Below are 5,533 nucleotides of genomic sequence, written 5' to 3' on the forward strand. Positions count from 1 at the left end.
TTCAAAATTGCAGGCGATTGCAATTCAAAATTGCAGTATCGAGTGATAGCGACATTGGCAGATTAAATAATCTGTGTTAGCGCTTTCTTCTGAAGAACCTAAAGGAGAAAGTGAGATGCCAATGGAGCGCCTGGATATGAGAAAGATAAAAGAAGTTCTACGGTTAAAATACAGCTGCGGATTAAGTAATGTAAAAATAGGACTAAGCTGCGATATCTCACGGGAATCAGTGCGTTTGTATTTATTACGTGCCTCAGCTGCTGGATTGAGTTGGCCTGTTCCTGAAGCTCTGGATGATGAGCAATTAGAGTGTTTGTTATTTCCAGAGGAGTTAGTCAGTGCACGTTTGCCTCAGCCTGATTGTCAGCAGATTCATCAAGAGCTGAAACGAAAAGGAATGACGCTCTGGCTTTTGTGGGAAGAATACAAAGCCAAGCATGCAGATGGGATAAGCTATAGTCGATTTTGCCAATTATATCGTGATTTTAAGAGCACCTTGTCGGTCAGTATGCGGCAAACCCATTTAGCAGGAGAAAAGCTTTTTGTTGATTATGCCGGAATGACTGTTAATTGGTCTGAACCATTAACAGGGCAAATGCATCAAGCACAAGTTTTTGTTGCAGTCCTTGGCGCCTCTAATTATACCTATGTTGAAGCGACTGCAAGCCAAAGCATCCCTGACTGGATTAGCTCTCATGTTCGAGCATTTGCGTTTTTTGGTGGAGTTCCCAAGATTCTTGTTCCCGATAACTTAAAAAGTGGTGTCACCAAAGCGCACTGTTATGATCCGCAAATCAACAGGAGTTATCAGGACATGGCGAATCATTATGGGGTGGCTATTGTTCCTGCGCGAGTGCGTAAACCTCAAGATAAATCCAAAGTTGAGGTTGGTGTCCAAGGGATTGAGCGCCGTATTTTGGCGTCACTGAGAAACCGCCAATTTTTTAGTATCCATGAAATTAATCAAGCAATCAAACCACTCCTGGAGGAATATAATAAAAGGCCTTTCCAGAAGTTGGCCGGTCATCGCTTATCTGAGTTTATTGAGTTAGAACAACAGACTTTATCTCCATTGCCTACTACTGTTTATGAATATGCTGATTGGAAAAAAGTTCGTGTGGGCCTTGATTATCATATTGCTTTTGAACAACATTTTTACAGTGTTCCTTATCGTTACAAAAATGAGGAACTTGATCTACGTATCGATCAAAATACAGTAGCATGTTTTTTTAAAAGTAAACTCATTGCGGTTCACCTAAGGGCTTATAAGAAAGGTCATACGACCCAAAAAGAACATATGCCGAAGAACCATCAAGAATATGCACAATGGACACCAGAGCGACTCATTCATTGGGCTAATCAAGCAGGTTCTAATACAGCCCAATTAATCCAGGCCATGATTGCAGCAAGGCCACACCCACAACAGGCATTTCGTGCCTGTATTGGTGTCATGCGTCTTGGTAAAAGCTATGGAAATCAACGTTTGGAGTGCGCGGCACACCGTGCATTAGCTCTTGGGACATTCTCTTATCAAAGTGTGGCTTCTATTTTAAAAAATGGTTTGGATCAAAAACCCTTGCCCCAAACTGAACCATCAAGTGCAACAAGGACCCTGTCTCACATCAATATCAGAGGTGCTGATTATTACCACTAACCGATTATAATCAAAGGAGAACAATCATGTTAATCCATCCTATTTTAGATAAGTTAAGGGAACTAAACTTTAAAGGAATGCACCATGCTCTCGCAGAACAGTTACAACAAACCACCATTGAATCCTTGGGATTTGAAGAACGACTGGCTCTATTATTGGACCGTGAATTAACTGAACGAGAAAATCGGCGTTTAAGTACGCGGTTAAAACAGGCCACTTTAAGGCAGCCAGCATGCTTTGAAGATATTGATTTTAAGCACGTAAGAGGCTTGGATCGCAATCTTATTTTATCTTTAGCATCATGTAATTGGGTTAAAGGGAACCAAAATATACTCCTTATTGGGCCAAGTGGTGTAGGTAAAACGTATCTTGCTTGCGCTTTAGCTCATAAGGCCTGTCTGGAAGGTTATAGTATCAAATATTTTCGTTTGCCACGTCTGCTCCAAGAACTCACTCTTGCTAAGGGAGATGGACGTTACCTGAAGTTAATAGGACAACTGGCTAAAATGGATGTGCTCATTCTTGATGATTGGGGAATTGCTTTGTTGACCGAGCAGCAACGCCGTGATCTACTTGAAATCCTTGATGACCGACATACTTTAAGATCAACAATAATCACAAGCCAATTGCCTATACAACATTGGCATGAGTACATTGCCGATCCAACTTTGGCTGACGCCATTCTCGACCGATTGGTTCATAATGCATACAAAATAGAACTTAAGGGGGAATCAATGCGCAAGAAAAAAGCGTTACTTGATAAAGAAAATATCTCTACTAATAAAATAGATAAATGAGGACTATAATTAGGTAATAAAACTTATCGTCGCTAACGCTCCGATACCCTGCAATCTTGAATTGCAATCGCCTGCAAATTTGAGTTCCATTCAACTGCAATTTTCAATTGCAGTTGGGTGCAACTTTCGCAATATTACGCAAATGATGCGGCTTTGGCTAAGATTCAAGAATTCTACAACGACAAACAGCAATCCAATCCCTTTGAAAGAGCTGCCTTTGAGATTGTGAGCATCAACATTCGCTCAGTGCTTCAAGAGTCGGATAAGACCTGGCAAGTCGATTGGATTGAAACAGTGAGAAATCGTGATGGATCGCTTAAAGAAAAGCCTCGCATGATGAAAGCCATGATTACGATGTATCAGGAGAATGAAGTCAATGATGCCAGCAGTGAGTCTATTTTAAAAAATCCCCATCTGATTTATGTACGTGATTTTAACTGGTCCTACGAATTAAAGCATGGAGAACAGCAATGAAAAGAATAATACATCTATTTTGTTTATTAACACCGCTTACAGGGTTTGCATTGGATAATACTATTCTGGCCGAACGCTATTTTTCCGACACGACACCCAAACTATCAAGTCAGGAAAAACACGCATTAACTAGTGCAGAACGCACACAACAAGGAGAAAAAACAAGTCAATCTTTTGCTTCAGCAGATGGCTCGGTTAGTTTTATTTATGGTTCAGGGCAAACCAGAGTGGTTTGTGCACCATTACAGGTTTGTGATATTGCCCTGCAACCAGGTGAGCAGTTTAACGACATGAATGTTGGTGATCCTCGCTTTGTTGTTGAGCCGTCCATCACAGGAGCTGGGGCTATGCAACAAATCCATCTTCTCCTAAAACCCAAAGATGTAGGGCTTGATTCCTCCTTGGTTGTGACCACAGACAGAAGAACGTACCACTTTAGATTAAAGTCCGACAGAACGGATTTTATGCCCTACGTTTCATTTATTTATCCTGATGAAGCAAAAGCCAAATGGCAGTTACTACAACACATTCAGGCTGAAAGACGAAAAGTAGATACCTTGCCAGAAACTAATGAATATCTGGGCGATCTAAACTTTAATTATCAAATTCAAGGCAATGCCCGATTTAAGCCAATTAGAGTTTATAACAATGGCGTCAAAACGATTATTGAGATGGCAAGAACCATGACTCAAAGTGAAGCGCCTGCGCTGTTGGTTTTAAGAAGTAGAGGGCTGTTTCGAAAATCAGAATCCGTCATGGTCAATTATCGTCTTCAAGGTTGTCGTTACATCGTAGACGGTGTTTTTGATAAAGCCCTATTGGTTATCGGCAGCGGTTCCTCTCAAGAAAAAATTACGATTACAAGGTGCTAAACATGAACGAATTAAGTATTTTATTGCTCGCAGTCTTGTTATCAAGCTGTGCCAGCATGCGTTATGGCAATTTCACTCAAATGTCACAGGGCAGAGATGCTTATTTGGCAGCAGATGCAGCTACTCAATTAAGCCGAGTCTATCCACCTGCTCAAAATACATTGTGTATTGGTCAAAAGGTAACCGATGGGTTTGGCTTAAGTCTTATTCAAGGCTTGAGAAAAAAAGGTTATGGCATCAATGAAAATCAATGCTCCAAACAAAAGGACAATTTTTTCTATGTGCTTGATGAGCTTGAACCTCAAAGTCTATATCGAGTTAGCCTTTATGTAGGAATACAAACATTGAGCCGTTTGTATGCAAAAAACCATGAAAAAATCCTCCCTGTCAGCGCATGGACTCATAAAGAGTAAAAACTATGAATCAAAATAATGATTATTTGTCACCTGATAATTCACCGCAAACACTTCAAATCACTGGTGTAAAACGGGTAAATAATGTGCCCCTCATGATTGCGATTGGTATTTTAACTCTGTTTGTAGTGCTCATTGCATTTGTTGCCAATAAACGAGCTAATGAGCAAAACCAACCGCTCGAAATAGCAAAAATTAAACACTCTAAGAAAAATACCATGAACCTTGCCAATGATGTGGTAGGAAACCATAAATCAGCAGTAATTCCGCCCCATAGTGTTACGATAGCTAACAATGAAACAACTCCTTTGCTCATTCCTGAACAACTTCCACATAAAGAAGATGCTCTGAGACAAGATGTATCTGAAGCTGAAATCGAGCGTATTCGTCAGGAAAAAACTCAAGAATTTGAAGAGGCTGTTAAAGCCAAAACCTCGGTGATGGTTGATAATCCACGATTGAATAACCAAGACACTGTCCAAACGTCCATGAATAGTAAGGAGATGACATTAAACATCGACCCTTCATCAGCGTTCAAAGAGCAGCTCGCATGGTTACAGGGAAGACAGACCAAACCCATGCCGCAAACTTTAGGTGGTGAAGAAAATGAAACGCGCTGGCATTTAAATTCAACGCTGCAAAACCCAAACAGTCGCTACGAACTAAGAGCTGGCAGCATAATTCCAGGGGTAATGATTAGTGGCATCTCTTCCGAATTGCCAGGTCAAATCATCGCTCAAGTATCACAAAACGTGTATGACACCGCTACCGGTAACGCTCTTTTAATCCCTCAAGGCACCAAGATACTGGGGCTTTATTCCAGTGAGGTCAGTTTTGGCCAAAACTCTGTATTAGTGGCGTGGCAACGTCTGGTGTTTCCAGACAGTAAAGTCTTGGATATTGGCTCTATGCCTGGCGCTGATAGTGCCGGATACGCTGGATTTCGCGATGAGGTAACTCATCATTATGCGCGAATTTATGGCTCAGCGCTTTTAATGTCAGGCATTATTGCTGGCATCACTTACAGCCAAAATACCAATCAATCGAACCTGTTCGGTACCAATCAGCCCACTGTTGGCAGCGTCATGAGTCAGGCTTTAGGGCAACAGTTGGGCGAGGTTACTTCGCAACTGGTTTCAAAAAACATGAATGTGTCTCCCACCATCAATGTCCGCCCAGGTTATCGTTTCAATATCATCGTAGTGAACGATTTAATCTTTAAACAGCCTTATAGGCAATTTGCTTATTAATGAAGGAGAACATGATGAACTTTAAATCCATGCTTATTTATTGCTTTGTTTTACCAGTATTCGCAAGTGGTGC

The 5,533-nt window shown here is 41.1% G+C and carries 5 protein-coding genes and 1 pseudogene; all 6 read left to right on the forward strand.

Annotated features, from left to right (window positions below):
• Positions 1-121: 121 nt before the first annotated feature.
• The 6 genes and pseudogenes from istA to WA877_RS00570 all read left to right on the forward strand — a co-directional run bounded on the left by istA (position 122) and on the right by WA877_RS00570 (position 5,460).
• Positions 122-1,654, forward strand: coding sequence for an IS21 family transposase (istA, locus tag WA877_RS00545; RefSeq protein ID WP_425169001.1), 1,533 nt, complete (start codon positions 122-124; stop codon positions 1,652-1,654).
• 26 nt (positions 1,655-1,680) lie between these two features.
• Positions 1,681-2,451, forward strand: coding sequence for an IS21-like element helper ATPase IstB (istB, locus tag WA877_RS00550; protein ID WP_425168997.1), 771 nt, complete (start codon positions 1,681-1,683; stop codon positions 2,449-2,451).
• A gap of 135 nt (positions 2,452-2,586) precedes the next feature.
• A pseudogene (locus WA877_RS00555) lies at positions 2,587-2,925 on the forward strand (VirB8/TrbF family protein); the annotation flags it as partial.
• On the forward strand, positions 2,922-3,797 hold the full coding sequence (trbG, locus tag WA877_RS00560) for a P-type conjugative transfer protein TrbG (protein WP_425168998.1): 876 nt from the start codon (positions 2,922-2,924) through the stop codon (positions 3,795-3,797). The pseudogene WA877_RS00555 and the gene trbG, both read left to right, overlap by 4 nt.
• A 2-nt stretch (positions 3,798-3,799) precedes the next feature.
• Positions 3,800-4,210: a conjugal transfer protein TrbH gene (locus WA877_RS00565; protein WP_425168999.1), complete on the forward strand. Its 411-nt coding sequence runs from the start codon at positions 3,800-3,802 to the stop codon at positions 4,208-4,210.
• Positions 4,211-4,215: 5 nt separating this feature from the next.
• Complete coding sequence (locus WA877_RS00570) at positions 4,216-5,460, forward strand: TrbI/VirB10 family protein (protein WP_425169000.1); 1,245 nt, start codon at positions 4,216-4,218, stop codon at positions 5,458-5,460.
• The last annotated feature ends 73 nt before the right edge of the window (positions 5,461-5,533 follow it).

It is taken from the genome of Legionella sp. (genome assembly GCF_049790535.1).
Taxonomy (GTDB): domain Bacteria; phylum Pseudomonadota; class Gammaproteobacteria; order Legionellales; family Legionellaceae; genus Legionella.

What these genes read in the sequence shown, in the direction of transcription:
- istA (WP_425169001.1), top strand. Translation starts at nt 122, where the DNA reads ATGGAGCGCCTGGATATGAGAAAGATAAAAGAAGTTCTACGGTTAAAA.
- istB (WP_425168997.1), top strand. Translation starts at nt 1,681, where the DNA reads ATGTTAATCCATCCTATTTTAGATAAGTTAAGGGAACTAAACTTTAAA.
- trbG (WP_425168998.1), top strand. Translation starts at nt 2,922, where the DNA reads ATGAAAAGAATAATACATCTATTTTGTTTATTAACACCGCTTACAGGG.
- WA877_RS00565 (WP_425168999.1), top strand. Translation starts at nt 3,800, where the DNA reads ATGAACGAATTAAGTATTTTATTGCTCGCAGTCTTGTTATCAAGCTGT.
- WA877_RS00570 (WP_425169000.1), top strand. Translation starts at nt 4,216, where the DNA reads ATGAATCAAAATAATGATTATTTGTCACCTGATAATTCACCGCAAACA.